Origin of the sequence: Mesorhizobium sp. M1329, assembly GCF_040318035.1 — a bacterium.
GTDB lineage: Bacteria > Pseudomonadota > Alphaproteobacteria > Rhizobiales > Rhizobiaceae > Mesorhizobium.
This window is the reverse complement of record NZ_JAMYLN010000001.1, coordinates 98,960-121,957: the sequence shown is the minus strand read 5'-3', so window position 1 is coordinate 121,957 and position 22,998 is coordinate 98,960. Positions and strand designations below refer to the sequence as shown.

Here is a 22,998-nt window from a genome sequence, read left to right as displayed (position 1 = left end):
CGTAGGATTGTTGAATAGACCGCCTGCCTGTGTTTCCTTTCTGTGGCGACAGGGAGGAAGGAAAAATGCGTCTGGCAGTTCTGACGAGCGCTGTGGCGATCTGGGCGTTGTGCACCCCTTCAGCCTTGGCCGACACTAAAGTATTGGTCAAGACACGAACTTATAACATTGCCGGAACCACCGGCGCGGCCCTGATCGAGGCCATGGATCGCGGTGGGCCGAAGCACGGCTTCATGACCCACGCCATCGCCCAGACCGGCTACAGCGTCGATGATTGGACCTTCGACGCCTACACGGAAAACGGCGTCTGCCGCCTGCGCCAGGCCAACGGGACGCTCAATCTCTTCTATACCTATCCCAAACTAGCCTCAGCCACGTCGCCGGCGCTGCAGAAGCGCTGGAAGCGGTTCTTCGCTGGCGTCCGCGCCCATGAAGAGACCCATGGCCGCATCGCCAGACAGATGATGCGGGCCACCGAAAAGTCGGTTCGAGGGCTGACAGTCGGTGATGACCCGCACTGTTTCGAGGCACGTCGCGAGGCAAAGCGCCGGATCAATGCCATCTATGCCGAATACGAGGCAAAGCAGATCGCCTTTGATGCGCACGAGCATCGCGACGGCGGCCCTGTCGAGCACCTCATCCGCGCTTTTGTGGGCCAGTAATAAGCCAGGTCGAGATTGGACTGCGGATTTTCAGCTTCGCGTCCCGCCAGGCAGCGCCGCAAGCGCGGTCGCCGTCTGGTGCTCGTCGAGCGGCTTTTGTTCATCCGACCGTAGCGAAAACTCCACCAGCACCGGCAGATGGTCTGAGCCGGTGTCCTCAAGGGTCGACGCCGAACGGATAACGATGGCGCCCTTGCTGAAAACCTGGTCGATCGGCAGTCCGGCGAAGCGCAGGAAATCCGGCAGCCTTCTGTAGAGCCAGGTCGGCCCGACCGACGGCATTACAGTCAGCTTGCCAAGCGATGCGACGCGCCGGACGGCGGCGCTCCATGGCGCTGCGTTACAGTCGCCTGCCAGGATCGACGTCTCACCAAGCGAAGCGATTTCGTCAGACAACCCTCCAATCTGCCGTGATTGGTTGTGGGGCCATGGCCACGTGAGGTGGATGGCGGCGACATCAACGTCGGTTCCGCCGAAATCGACCGTGGCGATCGCCATCGCGCCGCGGCTGTCGCAGTGCGGCTCCGTGCCTATGGCAAACGGTCGTCTAGACAGCAGCGCAACGCCGAATACGCCATTGGGATACGGGCACAGGATCCGGTAGGGATAGGCGCCGGACAGCAGCGCAAGCTTTGCCTTCCACATCTCGGACACCTCGTCGAGGGTGATCACATCAGGCTGCGTCCGGCCGATCAGCGACAGCACCTTCTCAGGCGTTGGATTGTTGAACCTGAGGTTCATCTGCAGCAGGCGGTAGACCGCCCCGCCACCGGGTTTGGCTTCGTAGGCGGCCTGCACCTGCCATAGCCGCGAAAGCGGCAAGGCATTCGACGTGGTGGCAAACGCGGCCACCGCAAACAGCAATGCGGCCGCGGCCTGCAGGCGAAACGAGGTGGCGAGCAGCGGCAGTGCGCAAAGTGCCATCAGCACGGAAAAATGGACGCGGAAATGAGCAAAGGAATCGAGGGCCGGATGCAGCGATCCGAGAAACCCGACCACCAGCGCGGCCGAAAGTGCAAGCATTGCGACGAATGCCAGCGCAACCGTCATGTCCAGAACACGTGCCATCGCTTTGTCTATCGGCAGAAGTGCGGCTCAATCAAGATGACGAAATGTCCTGACCTGGACCGACACATGCGATTCGGCATTACTGGAAGGCAGTTTCCGAAAAGCTCCTGAGCTTGCGCGAATGCAGTCGCTCCATCGGCATTTCAGCCAGCTTCTCCATCGCCCTGATGCCGATGGTCAGATGCTGCGCTACTTGCCGCTTGTAGAACTCGGTCGCCATGCCGGGCAACTTCAATTCGCCATGCAGCGGCTTGTCGGATACGCAAAGCAGCGTGCCATAGGGCACCCGGAAGCGGAAGCCATTGGCGGCGATCGTCGCCGATTCCATATCGAGCGCGATCGCGCGCGACTGCGACAGCCTCTGCACCGGCCCGCGCTGGTCGCGCAGCTCCCAATTGCGGTTGTCGATAGTGGCGACGGTGCCGGTGCGCATGATGCGCTTGAGATCATATCCGGAAAGCCCGGTGACCTCGGCGACCGCTTCCTGCAGCGCCACCTGGATTTCGGCTAGCGGCGGGATCGGCACCCAGACCGGAAGATCGTCGTCAAGGACATGGTCTTCCCGTACATAGGCATGCGCCAGCACATAATCGCCCAGCGCCTGCGTGTTGCGCAGGCCGGCGCAATGGCCCAGCATCACCCAGGCATGCGGCCGGAGCACCGCAATATGGTCGGTGATCGTCTTGGCGTTGGAAGGACCAACGCCGATATTGACCATGGTGATGCCGCCATGGTTCGGCTTCTTCAGATGATAGGCCGGCATCTGCGGCAGGCGAGATGGCGCAGCACTCTCACCGGGCGCGCCGCCTCCCACTTTGGTTACGATGTTGCCCGGCTCGACGAACTCGACATATCCGTCACCGCCATTGGCCATCAATTCGCGTGCACGGGCGACGAATTCGTCGATATAGAATTGGTAGTTGGTGAACAGCACGAAGTTCTGGAAATGCTGGGGGCTGGTCGCCGTATAGTGCGACATCCGGTGCAGCGAATAATCGATGCGTTGCGCGGTGAACGGTGCCAGCGGCCGTGCCTCGCCCAATCCCACTTCGAACGTGCCGTTGGCGATCTGGTCATCAGTGCCGTCGAGGTCCGGCACGTCGAACAGGTCACGGATCGGCCGTTTGATGCGTTCGGCAGCAGTGCCGTCGACATGGGTGCCTTCGAGGAAAGCGAAATGCAGCGGGATGGGAGTGGTCGATTCCGAGACTGTGACCGGAACGCCGTGGTTGCGCATGATCAGGCGAAGCTGTTCGGTGAGGTAGCTTTCGAAAAGAGCAGGCTGGGTGATGGTGGTTGAGAAATGTCCCGGCGTCGGCATGTGGCCATAGGCCTGCCGCGAGTCGATCTGTGTGAATGAACTCGTGGTGACGCCGATCTCCGGGTAGAAGGCCCGGTAGCGCTTGTTGTTGTCACCGCCGGCGGCGAGCGCGGTAAATGAATCGCGCAGGAACTTGGTATTGCGGTCGTAAAGCACCTGCAAGGCGGCAACCGCCTTCTTGGCATCGTCGAAGCTCTGTCGGCTAAACGGCTCCGGCGTAACGACAGATTCGATGGCTCGGGGATAGATTCGCTTTTCCATGACCTAATATAGAGAGTTGGGTGCGCCGTTGGGAGGGGGTAAGGCGGTTTCAGGACGCGCTGTGGGCGTTTTTCTTCCCAGTGGCCTAAAGCGCGTCGCGCCCATCCGGCCTAATGTGACACGCTTCAGGTCCCTGCTATCATGCATGCCGTCATCGCAAAACCGCTGCACACTTTTTGCGCGACATGCATCAGCCGCGCCGCAAGCTGACCAGCAGCACAAAGCCGACGCCGGACTTCCTCAGCGCAGGCGCCTCGATGGTCGAACCGGCATCGGCGCGCATCGTCGGCACGGCCAGGACAGGGGCCGCCAGGAGGATCAGGATGAGCGCCGTCCGCGGCAGAAGCCGAAGGGTCTTGACGACATTGGCAGTGAGGCGGGTCATGGCGTGGTTTTCTATGTCTCGCTGGCGGGTTCAGTGGCGAAGCTGGTTCGGGCAACCGAGCCGGCAGGAAATGGCGACGTCCCAGGCGCGGGCCGGACGGCCGGCTTCGGCGACAAGGACGGCGAACAGCATGCCGAACAGGCTCATCAACAGGCAGACGATGGTGAAGCGGCGGGCAAGCATTGCGCGGTGTCTCCTTCAACACGCATGACAATGCCTTGCCCAGGCTGAACCGGCTCTGATCCCGGCGTTCATCTGGGGTTCAAAATGGTTGATGATCTCTGAGAGGGTCCGCCTTGAGTGCAGCGACCCATGGCGACGCCATGGCTGCGAGACCGATAACATGAAAACGGGGCCGACTGGCCCCGCTCACCACGGCAGGAAAAGCACGATCAGAGCTTGTGCCAGGTCTGGCTCTTGCAGATCAGCCCGCCGAGCACGCAGCCGCTCATCTTGAGCGAACTGCCGGAAAGCGAAGCCTTGCCCGAATAGGTCTTGTCCGTTTCCGGGTCGGTTATGGTGCCGGCATATTTGTTGTCGCCGGCAACCTTCAGTGAACCGATGTTCTTGCCGGCAAATTTGCCGGATTTGAGCGTAATCGAAAATGCCCCGCCGCCACCCGAAATGGCGGCAGTCGATCCGGCTTGCGTTTTCCAATTGCCTTCGATCGGATCGGCCCATGCCGCGCCGGTCATCACTATTGCGGCCGCGAGGGCCAGGCTCACTTGTCGAAACATGTCTCTCCTCCCTCAGGCAAATCCAATCGCGCTCCGCCCCGGCTGTCTGCCCCTTACGCAAACGTAAGCTAGTCCAGCTCCCGGAAAAACAAAAGCGGTGCCGCGACAGAAGGGTTGCGGGTTTTTGCCCGCTCCCGAACGGCCGCGCCGGCGAAAAATGAAACGGGCCGCACACGTCTTTGTCTTCTGTGGTTAGCGGAGTCTTGATCCGCGCCTCGCAAGTTTTCTTTAAATTTTGTGCAAACCGGCGCGATTGCTGGCTTTGTATCCTTAACGGATTTTCGCGTTTACCTCTTGTTTTAGCTTTGTTTTCCTCAAATTAAGCACGCCATTTAACGACGGATTCAAGCCTCTGCGGCATTCTCGAAAGCATCGAAAGAGCGGCCGCCCCCGAAGGTGATCAAGGACACCGAGGGACAGACGGAGACAGCTCTCGGGAGCCAGAACAGGGGATTTGAAATGGCACGTTTTGAAATGCTTGAAGCCGGCTTCGGCGCCATGGGGGCAACTGCCCAGGCCGATATTCTTTTCGAGTTGGGCATGATGTATGCGACCGGCCGCGATTGCGAGACCGATGTCGTCGCCGCCCACAAATGGTTCAACATCGCCGCGATCAAGGGTTCGGCCCGCGCCGCGGAACTGCGCTCTGAATTATCGGCCGCCATGTCGAAAGTCGAAATCGCTAAGGCGCTGCGCGAAGCCCGCGAATGGATGACGATGCACTGAATTCGCCGGCATCGACTTCACAGGGGTGATGACCTCACGACAGGGACGCTTCGGGTCAAGGCCGCGCAGACGGCCGGGCCCGAAAAATCAAGGCCGCGCATGACGGCTGGGCCAACAAGATCAAGAACACGGCGGACGAGCCGTGCAATAAACTGGACAAAAGAGGGAAGGCGAGCGGGTCCCACCTCGGGAAGCTTGATGACAAAAGCCGCGACCGGCCGGAACAAGGCTGGCGCGGCTTTGTCTTTGGGACAGCGTGTTGCAGGCCCAATTGAGTGCCGGCGATGCGTCTAGACAGCTCCGGTGAAGGATGAAATTCTCCCGCCACTCTGGAAGAGGCGCGGCCGGAATGGTCGCGCGAGAGTGGAGGAGTTGTGTCACCATGAAGAAATTCAGTATTTTGAGCGCAGCCATATTTGGCTTGATGATGACCGCGCCAGTCGCCTTCGCCGATGACATCACCTTTTCGGTGGTCGGACCGATGACCGGTCAGCTTGCCACCATCGGCGATCAGTTCAAACACGGGGCGCAAGCCGCTGCCGACGCGATCAACGCGGCCGGCGGCGTCGATGGCCGCCAGGTCAAACTCGACATCGAGGACGACCAGTGCGATCCGAAGCAGGCGGTTTCGGTCGCCAACCGCATCGTCGCCAATGGTGTCAAGTTCATCGACGGCCATGCCTGTTCGGGCTCCAGCATCCCGGCCTCTGCCGTCTATGCCGAAGCCGGCGCGCTGATGATGAGCCCGGCTTCGTCGAACCCGGTGCTGACCGATGCGGCGGCGAAGGCCGGCTGGCCGACTATCATGCGTCTCTACACGCGCGATGATGCGCAAGGCGCCTTCATCGGTCCGTGGATCGCCAAGAAATATGCCGGCAAAAACGTCGTCATCCTGCATGACAAGAGCGCCTACGGACAGGGCGTGGCCGACGCCGTCAAGGCGACGATGAATGCGGGTGGTCTCAAGGAGGTCATGTACGAAGGCATCAACGCCGGTGAAAAGGATTACGCGGCGCTTGTCACCAAGCTCAAGGACCTGAAGCCTGACGTCGTCTATTTCGGCGGCTATCACCCCGAAGCCGGCCTCATCCTGCGCCAGTCGGCGGAACAGAACCTGAAGTATCAGCTGATCATGCCGGACTCGATTGCCACGCCAGAATTCTGGCAGGTTGCCGGTCCGGCCGGCGAAGGCACCATGTTCGTCTTCCCGTCGGATCCGCAGGCGAAGCCCGAAGCCAAGGAAGCCATCGCCAAGATCAAGGCCGGCGGCTTCGTGCCGGAGGGTTTCACGCTGTTTTCCTATGCGGTGATCCAGGCCTTCGCCGAAGGCATCAAACGCGCCGGCAGCGACGATCCGGCAAAAGTCGCCGAAGCGTTGAAGAACGGCCAGCCGATCAGCACGGTTGTCGGCCCGGTCACCTTCGACGAGAAGGGCGACCTCAAGAACGCCAGCTACGACATCAACCAGTGGCACGACGGCAAATACGCGCCGATCCAGCCATGATGGCCGCGGCGCAGCAAGACGCGCGGCTGTAATCGAACATGGCCGGGGTCAAACCCGGCCATGTTGTCTTTGGCGACGCCTCTGTAACGCGTTAGAGATCACTTCGTGGATAGGGAAACAGCAGTCGACTGAGGTTCCTCAGCAAAGCGAACCAGCACGGTCCCGTCGGTGACCTGCGCGCCTTCGGCAGCGATCTCGGCGATAACCCCGTCATGGGGCGCGGCAATGGTGTGCTCCATCTTCATCGCCTCCAGGATCAGCAGCGGCTGGCCCTTGATCACGGACTCGCCTCTGGCTGCACGCACCAATTTGACCAGGCCGGGCATTGGAGCGCGCAGGCTGCCGGAAGCGGCGGCGGCTTCGTCGGCTCGCGCCAGCGGATCCGGCACGGCAAAACCGTAGCCGATGGCGCCATCGAAGACCGTGACGTGGCCCGGCCAGCGGGCGAGGCGAGGTGCCGCGCGAAGATCATGCGAATTGACGCTGTCATAGGGCGCATCCAGCGCCACCTCGAACCGTCCGTCCGGCCGCACCGACACGCGCGCGACGATCTCCTGCTCGCCAAACTTCAGCAGCGTGCGCCGCACCACAGCGTGGAAATGCGCATAGCCTGCCAGCGACGACCAGGGATCGTCCAAGGACAGCAACTCGCTCGCACCGGACGCGGCAAGTGCCGCGGCGGCAATTGTCTCACCGCTCGGCGGCGGAACCGCCGTCAACGCCAGTTGATGCCTGGCGATCAGGCCGGTATCGACATCGCCCGCCGCAAAATCCGCATCAGCGGCCAGCGCGGCAAGAAAGGCAGTGTTGACCGTCGAGCCGGCGATTTCGGTCTGCGACAGCGCCGCGCCAAGAGCCGTGAGCGCCGCACGTCGGTCCTTGCCATGAACGATCAGCTTGGCGATCATCGGGTCGTAAAACGGCGAGATCGCATCACCGGCGCGCACACCGGTTTCGATGCGCATGGTCGCACCCTCCGGTGACGGCTGCGGAAATTTCAGATGGTGCAAGGTGCCGGTCGCCGGCAAAAACCCTCTCGCCGCGTCCTCGGCATAGATGCGCGCCTCGAAGGCGTGGCCGGAGAGCGCGATCTCGCTCTGCGTCTTCGGCAGTTTTTCGCCGGAGGCTACCCGTAGCTGCCACTCGACCAGGTCGATGCCAGTGACCATTTCGGTGATTGGGTGCTCGACCTGCAGGCGGGTGTTCATTTCCATGAACCAGAAACGGTCGGCCTTCAGACCTTGCGAGGCATCGACGATGAACTCGATGGTACCGGCGCCGGAATAGTGGATTGCCTTGGCGGCTTTCACCGCCGCCTCGGTCATCGCCTTGCGCAGTGCCGGCGTCATGCCCGGGGCAGGGGCTTCCTCGATCACCTTCTGATGGCGGCGCTGCGCCGAGCAGTCACGTTCGTGAAGATGCACGGCGTTGCCGAAATTGTCACCAAACACCTGCACTTCGATGTGGCGCGGCTTGTCGACATATTTTTCCACCAAGACGCGGTCGTCACCGAACGCGGCTTTCGCCTCGCGCCGTGCGCCCGACAGTGCTTCAGAAAAATCATCGGGATGCTCGACACGCCGCATGCCCTTGCCGCCGCCGCCGGCGCGCGCCTTGATCAGCACCGGGTAGCCTATCTCGCGCGCCTTGGAGGCGAGCAACACGATCTCCTGCGCTTCGCCATGGTAGCCCGGAACGACAGGCACGCCGGCCTTTTCCATCAGCCGCTTGGCCGCGTCCTTCAGTCCCATGGCACGGATCGAGGCCGCCGACGGCCCAATGAAGATCAGCCCAGCCGCCGCGACCTGGTCGACGAAATCGGGGTTTTCCGAAAGAAAGCCGTAGCCCGGATGGATGGCCTCGGCACCTGTGGCCAAGGCCGCCGCGATGATCTTGTCGCCGCCCAGATAGCTTTCGGTGGCGGGAGAGGCGCCGATATGCACCGCTTCGTCGGCCATTTCGATATGCAAGGCGTGAGCGTCGGCATCGGAATAGACGGCGACGCTGCGCACACCCATCCTGCGTGCCGTGCGGATCACCCGGCAGGCGATCTCGCCACGGTTAGCGATCAGGATCTTGGCGAACATCGGGCCTCCACAGGCAGAGCTTGCCGCCAACGGCGCGAATTCTCGTCACGCGAGCTGCGGCGATGCCCTGCTTTGTAGTCTGGCGGTCAAAGGGTAGGCAAGCGAGGCCTGCCTACTTTGAGGCCGCGATTTCGCAAGCTCCCCCGGTCGTGACCTTGTAACGGTTGCGGGTGGCCTGACAGGATTTCATCGCCATATCCTCGGCAGCCTTTTGCGAGGGCGCATTCAAGCGTGAGCCGCACAGGATGTACAACGAACGCACCCGGGAATACGGAGTGGTCGCATAAGCTGAATGGCCGCTGGCCGCCACATAGGCCTTATATGCCTTGGTGCATGGCCGATCCGCGGTTGCCGGAAAATACGGGTAGAAGCGGACGTCGCCCTTGCTTCCAGCCAGTGATTCCGCCGTGCCGACATTGGGGCCCGAGATTAGAAGCAACCCAGTTATTAGCAAGAAGACTGCTTGTTTGACGCTGATAGACTTCATTTTTTCCCACCCATTGGAAACGTCGAAGGCCGCCGAGTGTCGGCCTATTTGGAGGCAGCTATGGCGCATGCCCCTGCAGTCGTGACCTTGTACTTGCTGCGCGCGGACTGGCAGGACTTCAACGCCAGCGCTTCGGCAGCCTTCTGGGATGTTGCATTCAGATAAGCACCGCAAATAGTGAATTCGGTTGCCCAGTTGAACGGCGTCATCGCGTAGGCCGAGTGACCGCCAGCCGCCACATAGTCCTTGTAATTCTTGCCGCAGCCTCCGATTGTACCCGGTGCAAAATAGACCGGAAAACGGCTGTCGCCCTTGCTTCCCGCCAGCGATTCGGCGGCGCCGACATTCGGTGCAGAGGCCATAAGCAGTGCAAGTACCGATATGGTTGTTCGCCTGATGGATAAAGATTTCATTGCCCAGCCCATTTGAGAAACCCCAACACTGAAAGATATTCGCTTATTTGGAGGCAGCGATTTCGCAGCCCCCACCTGTTGTAACCCTGTAACTGTTGCGGGTGACCTGACAGGATTTCAACGCCAACTCTTCGGCAGCTTGCTGTGACGGTGCATTCAAGCGCGAGCCGCAGATGATGTACAGCGAACGCACCCGGGAATACGGGGTGGTTGCATAGGCTGAATGGCCGCCGGCCGCTACATAGGCCTTGTAGGCCTTGGTACATGGATCCTTCGGGTTCTGCGGCAAATAGGGATAGAAACGGGTCTCGCCCTTGCTTCCTGCCAACGACTCCGCTGCGCCGATGCCAGGGGTCACTAATATAAGCAACCCTGCAAGTAAATGCACAGTTGTTCTCTGAAGAACCCGCCGCCTCATCTTCGCCCAATCCCCATTGGTATTTGCGATGATCAATAGCCGCGATTCTTTCGTCTGGCCAGATCAAGAAGCAAAAAATAGTTATGGAGATGTGGACGGGGCCGCCGGCGCAGGGTCACACCCTGCCGAGTGCAGCAACGACCCGCCGATACAATTCGGCCGTCGGCTCGTCGAAGCAGCAGAAAATGACGATTTCCGGAACCGCGTGCTGGCCGATGAAGGCGCTCACGGTGCCAACGGCGATCTGCGTCGCCTGATCCTTCGGATAGCGGTAGGCCCCGGTCGAGATCGCTGGAAACGCCACCGTCCGGCAGTCCTTTGCGGCGGCGATTTCGAGCGACCGGCGATAGCAGGAGGCGAGCAGTTCGCTCTCTCCTTTGCTGCCGCCTTGCCAGACCGGCCCGACCGTGTGGATGACGTAGCGCGCGGGCAGCCTGTAGCCCTTGGTGATTTTTGCGTCGCCGACCTTGCAGCCATTCAAGGTCCGGCATTCTGCCAGAAGCTCGGGACCGGCCGCGCGGTGAATGGCGCCGTCCACGCCACCGCCGCCCAGCAGCGAGGTGTTGGCGGCGTTGACGATGGCATCGACCGCCAGCTTCGTGATGTCGCCGGTTTGAATGCGAATCCTCTGGCCGGTTTCGCTCATCTCACATCCTGAACACGCCGAAGCGTGTCTCCTCGATCTCGGCGTTGAGCGCGGCCGAAAGGCTGAGCGCCAGCACCTCGCGGGTCTTGGCCGGGTCGATGATGCCGTCGTCCCAGAGCCTTGCCGACGAATAGAGCGGGTGGCCTTCGTGCTCGTACTTCATCAGGATCGGCTTCTTGAATTTCGCTTCCTCCTCGGCGCTCCATTCGCCGCCCTTGCGCTCGATGCCTTCGCGCTTGACCACGGCCAGCACCGTTGCCGCCTGCTCGCCGCCCATCACCGAAATGCGGGCATTCGGCCACATCCACAGGAAGCGTGGCGAATAGGCGCGTCCGCACATGCCGTAATTGCCCGCGCCGAACGAGCCACCGATGATCATCGTTACTTTCGGCACCTTGGCGGTGGCGACCGCCATCACCAGCTTGGCGCCGTCCTTGGCGATTCCGCCGGCCTCGTATTTTCGCCCGACCATGAAGCCGGCGATGTTCTGCAGGAAAATCAGCGGCACCCTGCGCTGGCAGCACAGCTCGATGAAGTGCGCGCCCTTCAGCGCGCTTTCCGAAAACAGCACGCCATTGTTGGCGACGATGCCGACCGGCATGCCGCTGAGGTGAGCGAAGCCGGTGACCAGCGTGGTGCCGTAATTCTGCTTGAACTCATCGAACTCGGAGCCGTCGACGATGCGGGCGATCACCTCGCGCACGTCGTAAGGCTGGCGCAGATCCGTAGGCACGATGCCGTAGAGTTCATGTGGATCGTGAAGCGGCGGAATCGATTTCTGCAAGGCCAAGCTTACATTCTTGTTCCGATTCAGGTTTTTGACGATACGCCGGCATATGGCCAGCGCATGCTCGTCGTCGAGCGCATAATGGTCGGCAACGCCGGAAAGCCTTGTGTGCACGTCGGCGCCACCGAGGTCCTCGGCGGTGACGTCCTCGCCGGTGGCCGCCTTCACCAGCGGCGGCCCGCCGAGAAAGATGGTTGCCTGGTTGCGCACCATGATTGTCTCGTCCGACATCGCAGGCACATAGGCGCCGCCGGCCGTGCACGAACCCATGACGCAGGCGATCTGCGGAATGCCGGCGGCCGACATGTTGGCCTGGTTGTAGAAGATGCGGCCAAAATGATCGCGGTCGGGAAACACCTCATCCTGATTGGGCAGATTGGCGCCGCCGCTGTCGACCAGATAGACGCAAGGCAGATTGTTCTGTAGCGCGATCTCCTGTGCACGCAGATGCTTCTTCACCGTCAGCGGATAGTAGGTGCCGCCCTTCACCGTGGCGTCATTGACGACGACCATCACTTCGGTGCCTTCGACGCGCCCGATGCCGGCGATGAGGCCGGCCGAAGGGACGTCCTCGCCATACATCGACCAAGCGGCGAACTGGCCGATCTCGAGGAAGGGCGAGCCGGTATCCAGCAATTGGGCGAGGCGTTGCCGCGGCAGGAGCTTGCCGCGCGAGACGTGCCGTTCACGCGCTTCCTCCGAGCCACCGCGTTCGATGGCGGCAGCTTTTTCCGCAATATCGGCGACCAGCGCCCGCATGCGCTCGGCATTGGCGCGGAAGGCGTCGGAGGCGGACGAGATCTGGGTTTGCAGCGGGGCCATTGCTCTATCGTTTCCTAAAAATCCTTGATGCCGCTAGGTAATCAGTATATCAGCCGGCCCCTACCGTCGCGTGCCAAGCTCGGCATAGTTCGGTCCGGCGTCAATGACACTCTCAGGAGGCAGCGATGAAAGGCATGTACATGCATTTCGCAAGATGTCTCCCTTCGGCCATGGCCTGACGCCGCCGAAGGGCGGCCTTCCACATCCCGAATTTGAGCAAGAGGAACGCGGTTCGCGTGAGCACCGCGGGTGTCATCATGTATGTGCGGTTTGTCACGCCGCTGATCCATCCGGCGAGCCGTGTGGAGACCGGCTTCTTCCGGGCGTCCTGGTATCTGTACCGGAACGGCTGCCCGAACTGGATTCAAAGCGAACTGGAAGATCAGTTCGACTGGTTCAACCACCACCTGCCCAGTCCGGGAAGAGTTGGCCGGCATTTCAAGCGCCGCAACTCCATCTGGGGCGTCTGCTGGTTCAATCCGGACGCCAGAGAGGCGATCAGCCGGGCGCGCTATTGCGCCTGGTTGATCGAAGAAGGCGGCTTGCCGGTGCGGTCGATTACGTCTTCGCGCCAGCGCGAGGTTCTGTGGCGCGACGCGCACCAGATTGTTGCCAAGCCGACCGCCGATCTGCCGAAGGCATTCGTCTGAGAGGGGGGAGCGGAGCATCACACCCCCTCCGCGATGATTTCCCGCCCGATGAGCCAGCGACGGATTTCGCTGGTGCCGGCACCGATCTCGTAGAGCTTGGCGTCGCGCAGCAGCCGGCCGGTCGGGTAGTCGTTGATGTAGCCGTTGCCGCCCAAAAGCTGGATGGCGTCGAGCGCCATCAGCGTCGCCTTTTCGGCGGCGAAGAGAATACAGCCGGCAGCATCCTTGCGGGCCGTCTCACCGCGATCGCAGGCGGCGGCTACGGCATAGACGTAAGCACGCGCCGCGTTCATCGTCGCATACATATCGGCCAGCTTGCCTTGCACCAGCTGGAATTCGCCGATCGGCTGGCCGAACTGCTTGCGTTCATGCACGTAAGGTATCGCCACGTCGAGGCACGCTGCCATCAGCCCGATCGGGCCGCCGGCCAGCACGGCGCGTTCGTAGTCGAGGCCCGACATCAGCACCTCGACGCCGCGCCCTTCCTCGTGCAGCACATTGTCGAACGGCACTTCGACATTCTCGAACACCAGCTCGCCGGTGTTCGAGCCGCGCATGCCGAGCTTGTCGAGCTTTTGCGCCACCGAAAAACCGGCAAAGGCCTTTTCGACGATGAACGCGGTGATGCCGCGCGAATTGAGTTCCGGATCGGTCTTGGCGTAGACGACCAGCGTCTCGGCATCCGGCCCGTTGGTGATCCACATTTTGGTGCCATTGAGCACATAGCGATCGTTGCGCTTTTCAGCGCGCAGGCGCAGCGACACGACATCGGAGCCGGCACCCGATTCCGACATCGCCAGTGCGCCGACCTTCTCGCCGCTGCAGAGCGAAGGCAGATATTTTTCCTTCTGCGCCTGCGTTGCCCAGCGGTTGATCTGGTTGACGCAGAGGTTGGAATGGGCACCGTAAGAGAGGCCGACCGAGGCGGAGGCGCGCGAAATCTCCTCCATCGCGACAACATGGGCGAGGTAGCCCATGCCGCTGCCGCCGAAATCGGGATCGGCGGTGATGCCGAGCAGGCCGAGCCCGCCGAGCTCCGCCCACAGATATGCCGGGAATTCGTTCGAGCGGTCGATCTCGGCGGCGATCGGTGCGATCTTTTCCTGGGCAAAGCGCCGCACCAGGTCGCGCAGCGCCTCGATGTCTTCGTCAAGCCCGAAGTTGAGCGTATGCGTGTACATGCCGTTCCTCCCGGCGCACGACCCGAAATCGGGATCATGCGCGAAATCAAAGTGCTAGAGCGTCCTTTGCGCGCCCGAATAGAGGCGCGGCGTCGTAGCTCGTTGTCGCGCCGTCGTTCTTTGCTCCAACAAGGCGCATTGTCATTGCTAGATATGTAGCGGTGACTTCGGCGATCGACAGCCGTTCGCCTGGCCGGAACCAGACGATGACGCCGGTCATCATTTGGATCAGCGCCATGGCGGTGAGCCGGGTGTCTTCGATGCTGAACAAGTCCGCTTCGACGCCGTCGCGCAGGATGGCGCGCAACTCCTTCTCGTAGGCCGTGCGCATGCGCAGGATCTGCGTGAGTTTTTCATGCGACAGGCTGCGTAGCTCCATGTTCGAGACATGGGTGGAGTGGCGGCGTTCGATATGGAAAGCGATGTGGTTTTCGACATAGGCGGCGAGCCGCGTCGCCGGATTGGCGCCGACAGGGCGTGTTGCGCGCCACGCCTCGATCAAGCCTTCCATATGCTCGCGCATCAGCGTGAACAGAAGGTCCTGCTTGGTCGGGAAGTAGCGGTAAAGCGCCGCTGCCTGCACGCCAACCTCGGCTGCCAGCTGGCGCATCGACATCGCCTCGTAGCCGAGACGCGCAATCAGGCTGACCGCCGCCTCGCGGACCGCAGCTTCGGTCTTCTCTCCGTCGGAGCCGGTCGTACGCGCCATGACAAGCCGCCTTTTTGTAGACAATAAAACAAACGTTCAATTAATTCAAGGACGGAGGTATGTCGGGGCAGGGCGTTGGCTTCAGGTTTTCTCTATCTGCACCCTGGAGATTTTGTGCGATGGAAGTGAATGAGCAGGATCATGCCTTGCTAGGCAACAATCCTGAAATCGGCCGACGTGTCGCGAGCCTCGATCTCCTCGACATCTACTTTCGAAACCGCTGCCCCTGGCGGCCCTTGCCAAAGCCGTTCGATCATCGTCGAGACCGCCGCACCGGTCCCTGCAATCAAGGCTGTCACCGAGCCGTCAACTTCGTTGCGCACCCACCCGGCAAGGCCAAGCGCCGACGCCTCGCGCCGCGCCCAAACCCGGTAGCTGACGCCTTGCACCTTGCCATATATGCGTACCTGCACCGTCCGGTCGGTCATCGCGCTCTCCATCCTCTGAATCGAGTCTGGCGCATCGCCGTGCAAATTCAACCGCCGATACGTGCATCGAAGGTCTCTCTGCCGATCGCGGTCCGTGAGCTTCGCATGGCGAGATAGGCGGTGCCCTTCATCAAATGATTGACTAAGTCAAATAAATGGCGATCATGGTCCTTACGGAGCGATCAGCCCGAAGGAGGTCGACATGCCGGCCGAACGGAATGCCCTTGTCGCGGAGATCCGTGGCTTCAATCGCTTCTACACGCGCCTGATCGGGCTCCTCGGCGAGACGGTGACACATAGCGCCTATACGCTGGGCGAGGCGCGGCTGCTGTTCGAATTGGGCCGCCGATCCCGTGCTGCCGCCAATAGCGGCGGTGAGGCAGGGTTTCCGGCGCGGGCATTCCACCTCGATCTCGGGCCGGCGGCCGCCGAAATCGCCGCCGAGCTCCGGCTCGATCCGGCCCATGTCATACGCGTCCTGAGGGGGTTCGCCGCCGCCGGCCTGACCGAGATACGCACTAACCCAGCCGATCGGCGCAGACGCATCCTGTCGCTGACCGCTCGCGGAAGTGCGGAGCTCGCCAGGCTTCAGGCTTCGGCGGATCGCGACCTCGCGCGGCTGACGGCCGGCCTCGCCGATGAAGCGGCTGCCGAATTATCGGACGCCTTGAAGCGCGTCATGCGCCTGCTCGGGGAGAAATAGCGGGCAGCACCGGGATCCCGGCGTTGCGCTCTTCAATTCCCCCGCGCTGCTGCCAGTGCGCTAGGCAGTTCCTCGGCAAAGATGTCGAGTTCGTGGTCGAGGCCGACGCTGACGCGGATGCAGCGGTCGAGCACCGGCACCATCGGCTTGCGGATGAAGACGTCGCGCGACAACAGCGCCTGCAGCACTTTTAGCGCGAAAGCGCCGTCGCGGCCGCAGTCGATGGTGACGAAATTGGTCGCCGAAGCCAGCGGCTTCAGCCCGTTCGCCTCGGCTGTTCCGGCGATGCGCCGGCGCCCGGCGGCGACCCGCGCCACCACGCTCTCCAGCCAGGCCTGATCGGCAAGCGCCTCGACACCGGCGATCTGCGCCATGCGGCTGACGCCGTAATGATTGCGGATCTTTTCGAAATCGCGAATCACCTGGGCCTCGGCCACCGCATAGCCGCAGCGTATGCCGGCCAGCCCATAGGCCTTGGAGAAGGTGCGCATGCGGATGACGTTCGGCCGCGCGACATCGATCGGCGGCAGCGCTGAGGCTGGCCCTAATTCGCCATAGGCTTCGTCGAGCACCAGCATTGTGGTCTCCGGCAAGGCCTCGATGAAGCGGCCAAGCTCGGCGGCTTCCCACCAGCTGCCCATCGGATTGTCCGGATTGGACAGGTAGACCAGTGGCGCCTTTTCCCTGGCCACGGCCGCCAGCAGGCCGTCGAGGTTTTCCCGATCGTTCTCGTAGGACACTGCGACCAGCCGGCCGCCGACGCCGGCAACATGAAAGTTGAAGGTCGGATAGGCGCCGAGCGAGGTCACCACCGCGTCGCCGGGCGCCACATACATGCGCGCAACCAAGCTGAGCAGCCCGTCTATGCCTTCGCCGATGACAACATTTTCGGTGCCGACGCCGAGATGCCTGGCTACGGCTACCTTCAAATCGTGATTATCGGGGTCGCAATACATCCACATGTCGCCGGCAATCTCGGCCATGCGGGCAACGACGCGCGGCGAGGGGCCAAAGCTGCTCTCATTGGCGCCGATGCGGGCGCGAAAGGCGCGGCCGCGGTCGCGCTCCTGCGCCTCCGGGCCGACAAACGGCACCGTAGAGGGAAGCGCGTCGATGAGCGGCGTAAGGGGAGGGCGCATGGCAAAGGCTCGTTCAAAAAAGGGGCCTTCTTGCTAGCCTGCCGGCTTGGCCGGCGCAAGTTCCACGGCCGGCGGCAACAGTCAGGCTGGATTCTCCCGGACCATTTTGCTAGCGAGGCATGATGAGCAACCGACTGCCGCCCTCTTGGTCCAAACATATAAAGTCCCGTTCGGCGCCGAACGTGCAACCGCCGAAAGCGAAGCCGCCGTCGCGCGCGCAGGCCGACGATGCGCTGCTGAAACAGGCGTATGACTTGCAGCAGGCCAAGCGGTTGGCCGAGGCTCAGGAACTGTGCCGCCGCGTGCTGGAGCGCACGCCCAACCATCCCCTGGCTTTGTATATCATGGGCACGCTGTTCATCGCGCTCGACGATGAAATGGCCCTGCGATATTTGGCCAGAGCCGTCGGCGAGGAGCCTCAAAACCCCTTTTATCACCTTAGTTTGGGTGAAGTTTATTTAAAAGTCAGCGAATATTCGCCCGCAATCAGGCATATTCAGCAAGCATTGAAGTTGAAGCCCGATTTGCTGGAAGCGCTTTGCGCGTTGGGACGCGCTTACGTCGAATTCGACAAGGCTGACATGGCTCTGCCGGTTTACGAGAGAGCGCTCAAGATCAATCGCGATCATCCCCGTGTTCGGGCGGGATTGGCCAGCGCACTCATCGGTCTCGGCCGCATGGACGAAGCCGAAATCTATCTGAAAGAGGCGATCGAACGTCGCATCGCCATGCCCGCCGCCTATAATGAGCTTGTGCGCACGCGCAAATTCACTGAAGAGCCGGCGGAACTTAAGTCCATCCTGCGCGAGCTTGGCAACCCAAAGCTTGATCCGGACAGTGCGATGACACTTCATCACGCTGCCGGCAAGGTGCTGAACGACCTTAAGCGCTACGAAGACGCGATAGATCATTTCAAGAAAGGCAAGCAGGCCGCCGGCTATAAGTTCGATCTGGAAACCTATCGCCGCTGGGTCGACTCCACGATCGAGTTCTTCAACCCGGATATGTTGGCTGCCAAGGCAGGTTATGGAAGCCCATCGGAAGTGCCCGTGTTTGTATTGGGCATGCCCCGCTCGGGGACCACCCTGACCGAGCAGATTTGCGCGAGCCACCCGGATGTTCACGGCGCAGGAGAACTTAGCAAGCTAAGACGAACCGCAAATGCTATCGGCCTTACGAGGCTTTCGGCACAGGGCTTGAACCAATCGATCGTGCCGATCACCCCCGACCTAGCCAAGATGCTGACCGAGGGGCACCTGTCCTACCTTCGTGAGCGTGCGCCGACCGCACTTCGCATAGTCGACAAGATGCCCCAGAATTTCGAACTGATCGGTCTCATAGGCCTTCTTTTCCCCAACGCGCCGATTATTCACTGTCGCCGCGACGCCATCGACAATTGCCTCTCATGCTTTTTCCTGAATTTCTCCAAGGGACACAGCTACATCACCGACCTGCGGACACTGGGGCTGTACTATCGTGAATATGATCGACTAATGCGACATTGGGACAAGGTTTTTCCGGGACGCATCTTCGAAAGTCGCTATGAGACGCTGGTTGCGGATCAGGAGGCACAATCGCGCCGTCTGATCGATTATCTTGGATTGCCCTGGGACGATGCCTGCCTGCGCTTCTTCGAGAATGACGGTTCGGTCAACACGGCCAGTCGCTGGCAGGTTCGGCAACCCATCTATAACTCGTCCATCAAGCAATGGAAAAATTATGAGAGCAAGATCCAGCCGCTGATTGACGCCTTAGGCGACCTGGCCGAACTTTGAACAAGTAGGTGCGACACGGCCTGTTGGCACGAGCGCAAGCAGAGCATGCCGCCGACGCCGGCAATAAGAAAATTGAAGGTCGGGTATGCGCCGAGGTCACCGCCGTGTCGCGGGGCGCCCATACAAGCGCGCCACCAGGCTGCTTGCTAGCCGCCAGCCTGGCCTGCGCAAGTTCCGCGGCGCGTGGGGAATTCGTCAGGCTGGATTCTCGCGGATCATTTTGCTAGCGAGACATGATGAGCAACCGACTGCCACCCGCCTGGTCCAAACACATAAAGTCCCGCTCGGCGCCGAAAGTGGAACCGCCGAAAGCCAAACCACTGTCGCGCGCGCAAGCCGACGATGCACTGCTGAGGCAGGCGCTCGAACTGCAGCAAGCCAAGCGGTTCCCAGAGGCCGAGGAATTATGTCACCGCGTTCTCACCCGCACGCCCAACCACCCCCTTTCGCTATACATCCTCGGAACGCTGGGGCTTGATGTCGACGACGAACTGGCTCTCAAATATTTTGCGCGGGCAGTAAGCCAGACGCCTCAAAATCCATATTTCCACCTTAGCCTGGGAGAGGCCGGTCTGAAGCTTGGCGACAGCTTGCTTGCGATCAGGCACTTGCAGCGCGCCTGCGAATTGAAGCCCGATCTGGTGGAAGCGCTTTGCGGACTAGCGCGTGCCTACGTCAACTTCGACAAGGCCGAGATGGCTTTGCCCCTTTACGAGAAGGCACTAAAGATCAACGGCGACCATCCCATGGTCCGGATTGGTCTGGCCGGTGCGCTCACCAGCCTCGGCCGCATGGACGAAGCCAGAGCCTATCTCGATCAGGCAATAGAACGTCGCGTCGATGTTGGGGCAGCTTACAATTACCTGGTCGACACGCAAAAGTTCACCGAAAAACCTGCCGAGCTCGACTCTATCCTGCGCGAACTCTCCAATCCCAGGCTCGAACCCGTTGCTGCATCGCAGCTCCATCACGCCGCAGGCAAAGTGCTGAACGATCTTCAGCGCTATGAAGAGGCGATGGATCACTTCAAGAGGGCGAAAAAGGCCGCTGGTCACGATTTCGACCTGGAGTACTACCGCCGAAGCGTCGATTCTATGATCGAGATATTCAGCCCGTCACTATTGGAAGCCAAGGCTGGCCACGGCAGTCCGTCCGAAGTGCCTGTGTTTGTGCTGGGCATGCCCCGGTCGGGGACGACGCTGACGGAGCAGATCTGCGCGAGCCATCCGGATGTCCATGGCGCCGGGGAGCTTACGAAGCTGCGGCGAATCGCGAACTCGATGGGCTTTAGGACACTGTCGGATGAGGACCTGCGCAGTTCGATCATGTCGATGACGAGGGATCAGTCGAGGGCGCTGGCCGAAGAATACCTGTCTTATCTGCGCCAGCACGCGCCTGCCGCGCTCCGCATCGTCAACAAGATGCCGCACAACTTCGAGTTTATCGGCGTGATTGGAATTCTCTTTCCCAACGCGCGCATCATTCATTGCAGGCGCGATGCCATCGATAATTGCGTCTCCTGCTTCGTCTTGCATTTCACCAAGGACCACGGCTACAACGCCGACCTTGAGACACTCGGGTTGTACTACCGCGAATATGATCGCTTGATGCGGCACTGGGACAAGGTCTTTCCCGGACGTATTTTCGAAAGCCGCTATGAGACGCTGGTTGCGGATCAGGAGACGCAATCGCGCCGTCTCATCGATCATCTCGGCTTGCCTTGGGACGATGCCTGCCTGCGCTTTTTCGAGAGGAGCGGGTCGGTCAATACCCCCAGCCGCTGGCAGGTCCGGCAGCCGATCTATAGTTCATCCGTCAAACGCTGGAAAAAGTACGAGAGCACGATCCAGCCACTGATTCACGCCTTGGGCGACTTGGCCGAACTTTGAACAAGTAGGATGCGCCCGATCGGCCGAGGTCGATCGTGACTTGCTGTCGAGATACATTGATCCGGCAGGCCAGCTCTTCAGATCGGCCCAAGTTTTTCTTTTGCACGAACAAGCCTGCCGAGCGAGCATTGCATTCGACCAGCCCTGCGATCGGCTGCTCAGCAGCAGCCTGCATCGAGAGTTGACAGCTGCGTCGCGCCGATACGAAAAACCCGGCGGTTGCCCGCCGGGTGCAATCTCAATCTAGCTCGGACTGTTAGAATGAGCGCTGGAAGCGGAGCATGCCGCCGATGCTGTCCTTGTCGTCGGCATTGGTCCAGTTGCGATCGTAGGCTTTATCAAACTGACCGTCGTGGGCCCAATCGACTTCGGCGGTGATCGTGAAGCCGGGAACGATATCATAGGCGACGTTCGCGGCGACGCCGTAGTTCTTGTCGTCGTCAACCGACGCCTGGAGGTTGAGCGAGGTCTTCTCGTTGATGGTGTAGGTGCCACCACCCCAGACTGCCCAGTTGCCGCCCCACGGCTTGTAGAAGTTGCGGTCGATGTTGTCGTCCGAACCGTAACCGGCCATGAGGAACAGCGTCAGGTTCTGTATCGGCGTAACGTCGACGCGAACCTTGCCGGCCCACTCTTCCCAGGTGCTGTCGTAGGCGGCGACGCCGGTGATCGAGCCCCAGCCCTGCGTGTATTTGATACCGCCGACCACATACGGGACATAACTGTCGATGGAATCATTGCCGCTGTTACTGTCCTGGAAAATGCCAGGAGCCGCGGCGGCACTGCCCGAACCGGTTTCCAACGAAGCCACGGCCGAGAAGCCGTTTCCGGCATCGAAGTAATACTGGACGACATTGGTGTCGAAGCCGCCGTAGGGGACCAGCGTATCCTGGATGACGTTGCCGGCGTAGCCGATGAAGGTATCGAAGGCCGATTCGTCCTTACCGACGCGCAGACCACCGAGCTGGATCCAGGCAAAGTTCAGCGAAACGCTCGTACCGCCATTGAAGTTGTCATCAAGGTAATCGTTGTGGTTACCCCAGTTGAAGCGGGTCTCGGTGTAGGTCTTCAAGGTGCCGAGTTCGGTTTCCTGGCCGGTCCAGGTCTTTAGCGTGAAGCGGGCGTGCTTGTAGTAGGTATCCTGCGAGTCGCCGTCCTGCTGATCGGTGGTCTTTGCTCCGTCGAATGAGCCGACGTCGCCGATGCCGATGTCATAGCGAACATAGCCGCCGATGCGCAGGCAGGTTTCGGTGCCGGGGATGTAGTAGTAGCCAGCGCCGTAGACGTCGCAAATCTTGACGTATTCAGCGGGTTCCGGCTCGGCGACGACGACGGCGTCGGCGGCGCGCGCACCGGAAACTGCGACCAGTGCCGCAGCGGAGCCGAGAAGCAGGCTCTTGATGTTCATTTTCTGACCTCCAGTCAAAAGTTAAAAAACGGGTCTGGGTATTCTTTGCTGAAGGACAGCGTTCCCTGCCCCATCCCCACTACCGAAAAAGATGCGCACCGCGCCGCTCCTTCAAACCCGACATTACCCATGACACGGCTGCGTTCAACCACGTTCGTACCGGCAAAAGGTTTGTGTTGGCGCTATACCCCGGCGTTGTTGCACAAATGACACGATTTGGCCTCACTCCGAAAGCTCCCGTTAACCAACAGCCCTTCGCAAGCCGTTGCAAACAACGGATTCCGGCGATGGTCCGCCCGAAATGTGACTATTGCCCGAGTCGCGAACCAGGGAATTGCCGCAGAATCGCCACATCGCCGGGCGGCGCTTTGGCGAAGGGTCGATTTTTCAAGGATAATAGCGCCAGCTTGTTGATTGTGCCGGCGCTTTTCTTTATCCACCGGCGCAACGGAGAGGTGGCCGAGTGGTCGAAGGCGCTCCCCTGCTAAGGGAGTAGAGGTCAAAAGCTTCTCGTGGGTTCGAATCCCATCCTCTCCGCCACCCTACGCCCTGCGGGCTTCGGGTGGCAGGCCATCCTGCTTCGCGCTGCGCGCTTCGCAGGACAAGTCCAGCGAAAATCTCGCAAAAACAGAGGCTAACCGCCTTCGGGGCTTAGGCCGGGCAAGTTCACTCAAGCGTTAGGCAATGATCCTGTGGCGCTGAAGGTTAGCGAAATCCTTTGAGAGGGTATCCTTCTCCCCGTCACTATACGGGGAGAAGTGCCCGGTAGGGCGATGAGGGGCAGCGCAACCT

At 61.0% G+C, this 22,998-nt stretch carries 23 protein-coding genes and 1 tRNA gene; 8 read left to right on the top strand and 16 right to left on the bottom strand.

Annotation, left to right across the window (positions count from 1 at the left end; all coding sequences use genetic code 11):
* The first annotated feature begins 65 nt into the window (after positions 1 to 65).
* Complete coding sequence (locus NKH21_RS00630) at positions 66 to 662, top strand: DUF922 domain-containing protein (RefSeq protein WP_352862697.1); 597 nt, start codon at positions 66 to 68, stop codon at positions 660 to 662.
* Between the two features lie 30 nt (positions 663 to 692).
* Here the strand turns inward: NKH21_RS00630 and NKH21_RS00625 are convergent, their stop codons facing one another.
* The 5 genes from NKH21_RS00625 to NKH21_RS00605 all read right to left on the bottom strand — a co-directional run bounded on the left by NKH21_RS00625 (position 693) and on the right by NKH21_RS00605 (position 4,434).
* A complete protein-coding gene (locus NKH21_RS00625) occupies positions 693 to 1,730 on the bottom strand; it encodes an endonuclease/exonuclease/phosphatase family protein (RefSeq protein WP_352862696.1) in 1,038 nt (345 codons plus the stop codon).
* 79 nt (positions 1,731 to 1,809) lie between these two features.
* Complete coding sequence (locus tag NKH21_RS00620; protein ID WP_352490870.1) at positions 1,810 to 3,312, bottom strand: AMP nucleosidase; 1,503 nt, start codon at positions 3,310 to 3,312, stop codon at positions 1,810 to 1,812.
* A gap of 190 nt (positions 3,313 to 3,502) precedes the next feature.
* A complete protein-coding gene (locus NKH21_RS00615) occupies positions 3,503 to 3,697 on the bottom strand; it encodes a hypothetical protein (protein ID WP_352862695.1) in 195 nt (64 codons plus the stop codon).
* Between the two features lie 30 nt (positions 3,698 to 3,727).
* The gene (locus NKH21_RS00610) at positions 3,728 to 3,880 is read right to left on the bottom strand and encodes a hypothetical protein (RefSeq protein ID WP_023718367.1); all 153 of its coding nucleotides are present in this window, start codon (positions 3,878 to 3,880) and stop codon (positions 3,728 to 3,730) included.
* Positions 3,881 to 4,089: 209 nt separating this feature from the next.
* Complete coding sequence (locus NKH21_RS00605; protein WP_352490872.1) at positions 4,090 to 4,434, bottom strand: DUF2147 domain-containing protein; 345 nt, start codon at positions 4,432 to 4,434, stop codon at positions 4,090 to 4,092.
* Between the two features lie 459 nt (positions 4,435 to 4,893).
* On the opposite strand from NKH21_RS00605, the gene NKH21_RS00600 reads away from it, so the two are divergent.
* On the top strand, positions 4,894 to 5,160 hold the full coding sequence (locus NKH21_RS00600) for an SEL1-like repeat protein (protein WP_010915070.1): 267 nt from the start codon (positions 4,894 to 4,896) through the stop codon (positions 5,158 to 5,160).
* Positions 5,161 to 5,542: 382 nt separating this feature from the next.
* The gene (locus tag NKH21_RS00595; protein ID WP_352862694.1) at positions 5,543 to 6,664 is read left to right on the top strand and encodes a branched-chain amino acid ABC transporter substrate-binding protein; all 1,122 of its coding nucleotides are present in this window, start codon (positions 5,543 to 5,545) and stop codon (positions 6,662 to 6,664) included.
* Between the two features lie 98 nt (positions 6,665 to 6,762).
* Here the strand turns inward: NKH21_RS00595 and NKH21_RS00590 are convergent, their stop codons facing one another.
* The 6 genes from NKH21_RS00590 to NKH21_RS00565 form a co-directional block, all read right to left on the bottom strand.
* Entirely contained in the window at positions 6,763 to 8,751 is a 1,989-nt protein-coding gene (locus NKH21_RS00590; RefSeq protein WP_352862693.1) for an acetyl/propionyl/methylcrotonyl-CoA carboxylase subunit alpha, read from the bottom strand.
* A 112-nt stretch (positions 8,752 to 8,863) separates the two neighbouring features.
* Positions 8,864 to 9,238 carry a hypothetical protein gene (locus NKH21_RS00585; protein WP_352862692.1) on the bottom strand — a complete coding sequence of 125 codons (375 nt, stop codon included), beginning with the start codon at positions 9,236 to 9,238 and terminating at the stop codon, positions 8,864 to 8,866.
* A 44-nt stretch (positions 9,239 to 9,282) separates the two neighbouring features.
* On the bottom strand, positions 9,283 to 9,663 hold the full coding sequence (locus tag NKH21_RS00580) for a hypothetical protein (protein WP_352665920.1): 381 nt from the start codon (positions 9,661 to 9,663) through the stop codon (positions 9,283 to 9,285).
* Positions 9,664 to 9,694: 31 nt separating this feature from the next.
* Positions 9,695 to 10,069, bottom strand: a complete 375-nt coding sequence (locus NKH21_RS00575) for a hypothetical protein (RefSeq protein WP_352862886.1) — start codon at positions 10,067 to 10,069, stop codon at positions 9,695 to 9,697.
* A gap of 115 nt (positions 10,070 to 10,184) precedes the next feature.
* On the bottom strand, positions 10,185 to 10,715 hold the full coding sequence (locus NKH21_RS00570) for an O-acetyl-ADP-ribose deacetylase (RefSeq protein ID WP_352862691.1): 531 nt from the start codon (positions 10,713 to 10,715) through the stop codon (positions 10,185 to 10,187).
* 1 nt (position 10,716) lies between these two features.
* On the bottom strand, positions 10,717 to 12,324 hold the full coding sequence (locus NKH21_RS00565) for a carboxyl transferase domain-containing protein (protein ID WP_352862690.1): 1,608 nt from the start codon (positions 12,322 to 12,324) through the stop codon (positions 10,717 to 10,719).
* A 236-nt stretch (positions 12,325 to 12,560) separates the two neighbouring features.
* Here NKH21_RS00565 and NKH21_RS00560 point away from each other — a divergent pair, with 236 nt between their 5' ends.
* Positions 12,561 to 12,974 (top strand): hypothetical protein, encoded by a 414-nt coding sequence (locus NKH21_RS00560; protein WP_352862689.1) that lies wholly within the window; start codon positions 12,561 to 12,563, stop codon positions 12,972 to 12,974.
* 17 nt (positions 12,975 to 12,991) lie between these two features.
* On the opposite strand, the gene NKH21_RS00555 is transcribed toward NKH21_RS00560, so the two are convergent.
* The 3 genes from NKH21_RS00555 to NKH21_RS00545 form a co-directional block, all read right to left on the bottom strand.
* Positions 12,992 to 14,155, bottom strand: a complete 1,164-nt coding sequence (locus NKH21_RS00555) for an isovaleryl-CoA dehydrogenase (RefSeq protein WP_352862688.1) — start codon at positions 14,153 to 14,155, stop codon at positions 12,992 to 12,994.
* A 46-nt stretch (positions 14,156 to 14,201) separates the two neighbouring features.
* Positions 14,202 to 14,864 carry a TetR/AcrR family transcriptional regulator gene (locus NKH21_RS00550; protein WP_352862687.1) on the bottom strand — a complete coding sequence of 221 codons (663 nt, stop codon included), beginning with the start codon at positions 14,862 to 14,864 and terminating at the stop codon, positions 14,202 to 14,204.
* A gap of 149 nt (positions 14,865 to 15,013) precedes the next feature.
* Entirely contained in the window at positions 15,014 to 15,292 is a 279-nt protein-coding gene (locus NKH21_RS00545) for an acylphosphatase (RefSeq protein WP_352501806.1), read from the bottom strand.
* A gap of 202 nt (positions 15,293 to 15,494) precedes the next feature.
* On the opposite strand from NKH21_RS00545, the gene NKH21_RS00540 reads away from it, so the two are divergent.
* Positions 15,495 to 15,995: a MarR family winged helix-turn-helix transcriptional regulator gene (locus NKH21_RS00540; RefSeq protein ID WP_352862686.1), complete on the top strand. Its 501-nt coding sequence runs from the start codon at positions 15,495 to 15,497 to the stop codon at positions 15,993 to 15,995.
* Positions 15,996 to 16,027: 32 nt separating this feature from the next.
* Here the strand turns inward: NKH21_RS00540 and NKH21_RS00535 are convergent, their stop codons facing one another.
* Positions 16,028 to 17,134, bottom strand: a complete 1,107-nt coding sequence (locus NKH21_RS00535) for a pyridoxal phosphate-dependent aminotransferase (RefSeq protein WP_352862685.1) — start codon at positions 17,132 to 17,134, stop codon at positions 16,028 to 16,030.
* A 122-nt stretch (positions 17,135 to 17,256) separates the two neighbouring features.
* On the opposite strand from NKH21_RS00535, the gene NKH21_RS00530 reads away from it, so the two are divergent.
* Positions 17,257 to 18,909, top strand: coding sequence for a tetratricopeptide repeat-containing sulfotransferase family protein (locus tag NKH21_RS00530; protein WP_352862684.1), 1,653 nt, complete (start codon positions 17,257 to 17,259; stop codon positions 18,907 to 18,909).
* 236 nt (positions 18,910 to 19,145) lie between these two features.
* Entirely contained in the window at positions 19,146 to 20,798 is a 1,653-nt protein-coding gene (locus tag NKH21_RS00525; protein WP_352862683.1) for a tetratricopeptide repeat-containing sulfotransferase family protein, read from the top strand.
* Between the two features lie 256 nt (positions 20,799 to 21,054).
* Here the strand turns inward: NKH21_RS00525 and NKH21_RS00520 are convergent, their stop codons facing one another.
* Positions 21,055 to 22,206, bottom strand: a complete 1,152-nt coding sequence (locus NKH21_RS00520; protein WP_352862682.1) for a porin — start codon at positions 22,204 to 22,206, stop codon at positions 21,055 to 21,057.
* A gap of 449 nt (positions 22,207 to 22,655) precedes the next feature.
* Between NKH21_RS00520 and NKH21_RS00515 the strand changes: the two genes are divergently transcribed.
* Positions 22,656 to 22,746 (top strand) — tRNA-Ser (locus tag NKH21_RS00515).
* Positions 22,747 to 22,998: the final 252 nt, after the last annotated feature.

Excerpts from the sequence above, each read along its gene's own strand:
- NKH21_RS00595 (WP_352862694.1), top strand. The coding sequence starts at position 5,543 with ATGAAGAAATTCAGTATTTTGAGCGCAGCCATATTTGGCTTGATGATG.
- NKH21_RS00620 (WP_352490870.1), bottom strand. The coding sequence starts at position 3,312 with ATGGAAAAGCGAATCTATCCCCGAGCCATCGAATCTGTCGTTACGCCG.
- NKH21_RS00555 (WP_352862688.1), bottom strand. The coding sequence starts at position 14,155 with ATGTACACGCATACGCTCAACTTCGGGCTTGACGAAGACATCGAGGCG.
- NKH21_RS00525 (WP_352862683.1), top strand. The coding sequence starts at position 19,146 with ATGAGCAACCGACTGCCACCCGCCTGGTCCAAACACATAAAGTCCCGC.
- NKH21_RS00535 (WP_352862685.1), bottom strand. The coding sequence starts at position 17,134 with ATGCGCCCTCCCCTTACGCCGCTCATCGACGCGCTTCCCTCTACGGTG.
- NKH21_RS00520 (WP_352862682.1), bottom strand. The coding sequence starts at position 22,206 with ATGAACATCAAGAGCCTGCTTCTCGGCTCCGCTGCGGCACTGGTCGCA.
- NKH21_RS00545 (WP_352501806.1), bottom strand. The coding sequence starts at position 15,292 with ATGACCGACCGGACGGTGCAGGTACGCATATATGGCAAGGTGCAAGGC.
- NKH21_RS00630 (WP_352862697.1), top strand. The coding sequence starts at position 66 with ATGCGTCTGGCAGTTCTGACGAGCGCTGTGGCGATCTGGGCGTTGTGC.
- NKH21_RS00570 (WP_352862691.1), bottom strand. The coding sequence starts at position 10,715 with ATGAGCGAAACCGGCCAGAGGATTCGCATTCAAACCGGCGACATCACG.
- NKH21_RS00580 (WP_352665920.1), bottom strand. The coding sequence starts at position 9,663 with ATGGGCTGGGCAATGAAATCTTTATCCATCAGGCGAACAACCATATCG.
- NKH21_RS00615 (WP_352862695.1), bottom strand. The coding sequence starts at position 3,697 with ATGACCCGCCTCACTGCCAATGTCGTCAAGACCCTTCGGCTTCTGCCG.
- NKH21_RS00605 (WP_352490872.1), bottom strand. The coding sequence starts at position 4,434 with ATGTTTCGACAAGTGAGCCTGGCCCTCGCGGCCGCAATAGTGATGACC.
- NKH21_RS00585 (WP_352862692.1), bottom strand. The coding sequence starts at position 9,238 with ATGAAGTCTATCAGCGTCAAACAAGCAGTCTTCTTGCTAATAACTGGG.
- NKH21_RS00625 (WP_352862696.1), bottom strand. The coding sequence starts at position 1,730 with ATGGCACGTGTTCTGGACATGACGGTTGCGCTGGCATTCGTCGCAATG.
- NKH21_RS00590 (WP_352862693.1), bottom strand. The coding sequence starts at position 8,751 with ATGTTCGCCAAGATCCTGATCGCTAACCGTGGCGAGATCGCCTGCCGG.
- NKH21_RS00575 (WP_352862886.1), bottom strand. The coding sequence starts at position 10,069 with ATGAGGCGGCGGGTTCTTCAGAGAACAACTGTGCATTTACTTGCAGGG.
- NKH21_RS00600 (WP_010915070.1), top strand. The coding sequence starts at position 4,894 with ATGGCACGTTTTGAAATGCTTGAAGCCGGCTTCGGCGCCATGGGGGCA.
- NKH21_RS00530 (WP_352862684.1), top strand. The coding sequence starts at position 17,257 with ATGAGCAACCGACTGCCGCCCTCTTGGTCCAAACATATAAAGTCCCGT.
- NKH21_RS00540 (WP_352862686.1), top strand. The coding sequence starts at position 15,495 with ATGCCGGCCGAACGGAATGCCCTTGTCGCGGAGATCCGTGGCTTCAAT.
- NKH21_RS00550 (WP_352862687.1), bottom strand. The coding sequence starts at position 14,864 with ATGGCGCGTACGACCGGCTCCGACGGAGAGAAGACCGAAGCTGCGGTC.
- NKH21_RS00610 (WP_023718367.1), bottom strand. The coding sequence starts at position 3,880 with ATGCTTGCCCGCCGCTTCACCATCGTCTGCCTGTTGATGAGCCTGTTC.
- NKH21_RS00565 (WP_352862690.1), bottom strand. The coding sequence starts at position 12,324 with ATGGCCCCGCTGCAAACCCAGATCTCGTCCGCCTCCGACGCCTTCCGC.